At 65.8% G+C, this 3,510-nt stretch carries 4 protein-coding genes; all 4 read right to left on the reverse strand.

Annotated features, from left to right (window positions below; genetic code table 11):
• Nucleotides 1-377: efflux RND transporter permease subunit (locus tag RKP46_RS13665; protein WP_311107142.1), on the reverse strand; the 377-nt coding region annotated here is incomplete at its 3' end.
• Between the two features lie 8 nt (nucleotides 378-385).
• Nucleotides 386-1,561: an HlyD family efflux transporter periplasmic adaptor subunit gene (locus tag RKP46_RS13670; protein ID WP_311097265.1), complete on the reverse strand. Its 1,176-nt coding sequence runs from the start codon at nucleotides 1,559-1,561 to the stop codon at nucleotides 386-388.
• On the reverse strand, nucleotides 1,561-2,082 hold the full coding sequence (locus RKP46_RS13675; RefSeq protein WP_311107143.1) for a hypothetical protein: 522 nt from the start codon (nucleotides 2,080-2,082) through the stop codon (nucleotides 1,561-1,563). Before RKP46_RS13675 ends, RKP46_RS13670 begins: the two co-directional genes overlap by 1 nt.
• The gene (locus tag RKP46_RS13680) at nucleotides 2,079-3,329 is read right to left on the reverse strand and encodes a TolC family protein (protein WP_311107144.1); all 1,251 of its coding nucleotides are present in this window, start codon (nucleotides 3,327-3,329) and stop codon (nucleotides 2,079-2,081) included. Before RKP46_RS13680 ends, RKP46_RS13675 begins: the two co-directional genes overlap by 4 nt.
• Nucleotides 3,330-3,510 lie beyond the last annotated feature (181 nt).

Raw genomic sequence — 3,510 nt, forward strand, 5'->3', positions numbered from 1 at the left:
ACGATGCCGGGCGGCAGGGCTTCGCGCACCAGATTCAGTCGTTCGGCAATCTGCTGGCGGTTGCGGTAGATGTCCGAGCCCCATTCGAACTCGACGTAGATGATCGACAGACCGATGCCCGAGACCGAGCGGACGCGCGTCACGCCCGGCATGCCGTTCATGCTCGACTCGACCGGGAAGGTGACGCGTTGTTCGACTTCTTCCGGGGCCATTCCGCCGGCCTCGATCATCAAGGTCACGGTCGGCTTGTTGAGGTCGGGGAAAACGTCGACCGGCATCTGGCGCAGGGTGATCGCGCCGTAGAGGATCAGCAGCAACGACACGCCGAGCACGATCAAGCGCTGCCGGAGTGCGGCGTGAATGATGTAGGCGAACATGGGCGCGCTTACCTGAGCTGTGCGAGCAATCCGGCGCCGACGGTCACCACGCGCTCGCCGTCGTGCAGGCCATCGAGGATGGCGACATTCGCCGCATCGAGCGACTGGTGGCGAATCCGGCGCGCAACGAAGCGCTCGGCTTCGCTATGCACCCAGACCGCGGTCTCGCCGGCGCCTGTTCTTGTCAGCGCCGTCCGCGGCGCGGTCACCCCCTTGACGCCTTGCGCGGTGCGCGCGATCACCTTGACCGGCTGACCGACGGCTACCGCCGCGTTGCGGTTGGCGATACGAAACAGCAGGGGCAAAGCCTGCTCGCGCAATTGCTGCCCGCCACCGACGAATTTGAGTTCGAGTGCGGTTTGTTCCGCCAGGCCGCTGGCGGATACCAGTGTCTTGGCGATGCCGACATCGTAGGCCAGCGCTTCCACCGCAAGGCGGGAGGGATCGACGATCTCGAACAACACTTCCTTGGCGTCGACTACCTGTCCGGCCAGCAAGTGGTGCGAGGCGCTGACGATGCCGGCCACCGGCGCCGCCAGCGGTTCGGCCGAGTCGATGCTGGCGCGCACATACGCCCGCCGTTGCTGCAAGGCGGCGTGCTCGATGCGCGCGGCCTCGATCTCCCTCTGGGGCACGGCGCCTTCGAGCTGCTCGAAGCGCTTCAGCTTGCCCTTGGCGATCGCCAGTTGCGCTTCGAGTTCGGCCAGGCTGGCTTTCTGGTTGGCACGCTCGATGGCGCCGCTGATCGGGCGCAGGTAGGCCAGGATTTCGCCCTTGGCAACCTTCCGCCCGGCCGTCGGCATGCCTTTTGGACCGGGAATCACGCTGCCAGCAAACATGGCCTGCACCCGCCCGCTGGTTTCCGGATCGGGAACGACCCGGCCATTCAATTCGACCGTCGCCGCCAGTTCGGCGATACGCACCACTTGCGTGCGCAGACCCAGTTGGCGTTGGACCGGCTTCGGCACGAACAGGCTGCCGTCGGCCAGTCGCTGCGGTGCCGCGGTTGCGCCCGCAGTTGCCCCCGCAGTTGCCCGGCTGCTTGCTGCCGGTGTCGCGGCGGCCGGTGTCTTCTTCTTGGCGTCCTGACTGTGATCTTCGTCGCCGTGAGCCAGGGCGTTTCCCGCGCTCAACCCCAAGATCAGTGCGGTGAGCAGTACCGGCAAATCGATCTTGCGCATCATCAAGCCCCCTGCTCCGCGCGTTTGTTCCGCCGGACGGCAAATGCTATTCCGGTGACCAGCAGCAGCGCTCCCGACAAAGCCCAGACGACCCACTCGCTCCAGCCGTGCGCATGCACTTCAGTCGTCACCGCGCTCGATGTATCCAGCGTGGCGGAAAGGAGATCGGCGTTATCGCTCGCCTCAATACTGATGGTCAGCGAATGTTTGGCCGGCGGCAGCGGCGTGCTCAGATCGAGTACGTAAGTTCCCGGTGTCGTTTCGCTGGCCACGCCCTTGAGCCCGGCGCCGTCGATTTCCACCTTTGCCTGCGTCACGGGTTCGTTGCTGGCGAAACGATCGACATAGAGCACCAGCTTCTTGCCTTCGAGCGACACGACGAGCTCAAAATCCTCGCTTGCCGTGTGGGCACGCGGTTCGACCGACTGGGTGACGGGCGACGGTGGCGCGCCGTGGTCCTCTCCACCGTGGCCGAATGCCGAGGCGGCCACGAAAAACAGAGCAACGGCAACGGCATGTTTCACGGCAAGACTCCCATGGCTTGGTTCAAACGCGAGATCGCGGCGGCGCGGGCGACGCGCTGGCGGTCGAGGAAGGCTTCGGCATCAAAGGCGGCGGCGCGGATGCGCAGCAAGCTCGCCAGATCGGATGCGCCCAGCGCGAAGGCTTTCTCGGCAAGACGCAGGTTTTCCGCGGAAAGCTGGCGGCGCTCGTGCGCCATGGCCAACTGGCGTTCGGCTGATTGCAGGTTGCGCTGCGCGCGCTCGGCGTCGAGCCGGATGCGGGTCTGCGTACGCAGCAAGTCGGTCTCCGCCTGATTCGCCTCGGCCTGCGCCGCCGCGCTTTGCCGACGCACTTGCGAGCCCGACGAGAACGGGATCTTGAGTTTGATGCCGACGCTGCTGGAATAGGACTCGGCAAAGTCGGTGCGCTCGCGCACGACGCGCAGCGCCAGCTCCGGCGCGGCGCGACGCGACTCATCCGCGACGTTGGCGCGCGCACGAGCGCTCCGCGCGGCGGCGGCGGTGACCGCCAACAAGGGATGCGATGCGGCTGAATCGCCGCTTTCATCGATCAGTCGTCGCCCTGTCGGGGACTCTTCGTCGAGATTCATCGGGGCTGGCGAACCGGTGAGGGTTTGTACGGCCTGCTCGGCCTGGAGCAGCGTTGCCTGCGCTTCGACCCACTCGGCATTGGCGGCATGCGTCTCGGTTTGCGCGAGGTTGGCATCGATGCGCGACAGTTCGCCAACCCTGTAACGCCGCATGACGTCGCTTTCCAGAGCGCGGGCAGTGTCCAGGCGACGCGACGCCATCAGCTTGGCGCTGCGTGCCGCTGCCAACGCCCACCATGCTTCCCGAAGTTCGCCACCGACCTCCAGACGCAGGGCGGCACGCTTGGCGAGAATTTCGTCGAGTTGGCTCGCCGCCTCGGCTTCGCGCGCCGTTTTCTGGCCGGGCAGCCACAGCGGAACCGCCAGTTCGAGCTCGAATTCCTGCCTGCCTTGATTGCGGTTGAAGCGGTCGCTCAAGTTGCCGATGCTGAGCGAACCGGGCTCGGGGGTCAGTCCAGCCGCAAGATCCTGCGCGGCACGCGCTTCAGCCTCGCGGGCATCCAGCCCGGCGGCCTGAGGGTTCAGGCGCCAGGCTTGGTCCACGGCGCTCGCCAGTCCGGATGTCTGCCCTTCTGCCGCCTGGGCGGAAAAGCCGGCGAGCACGCCGACGGCAAGAATCGCCACCAGCCTCAGTTGGCAAGAGACGATCGGATTCACGTCGGCAGCGCAGCGAGAAACCGGATGCAGCAACGGCGCGCACCATCCTGAAGATTCTGGGCATGAGTTTCCACAGCATTCGCTCCTGTTCGACGACAAGCGAATTCTGCGCAAGCGCGCCTGACGGCATACTGACCGCCAGATTACATTTCTGTAATCTGGCGGGATTGCCTGGACTGCC

Origin of the sequence: Accumulibacter sp., assembly GCF_031732815.1 — a bacterium.
Lineage (GTDB): Bacteria > Pseudomonadota > Gammaproteobacteria > Burkholderiales > Rhodocyclaceae > Accumulibacter.

Excerpts from the sequence above, each read along its gene's own strand:
- RKP46_RS13670 (WP_311097265.1), bottom strand. The coding sequence starts at position 1,561 with ATGATGCGCAAGATCGATTTGCCGGTACTGCTCACCGCACTGATCTTG.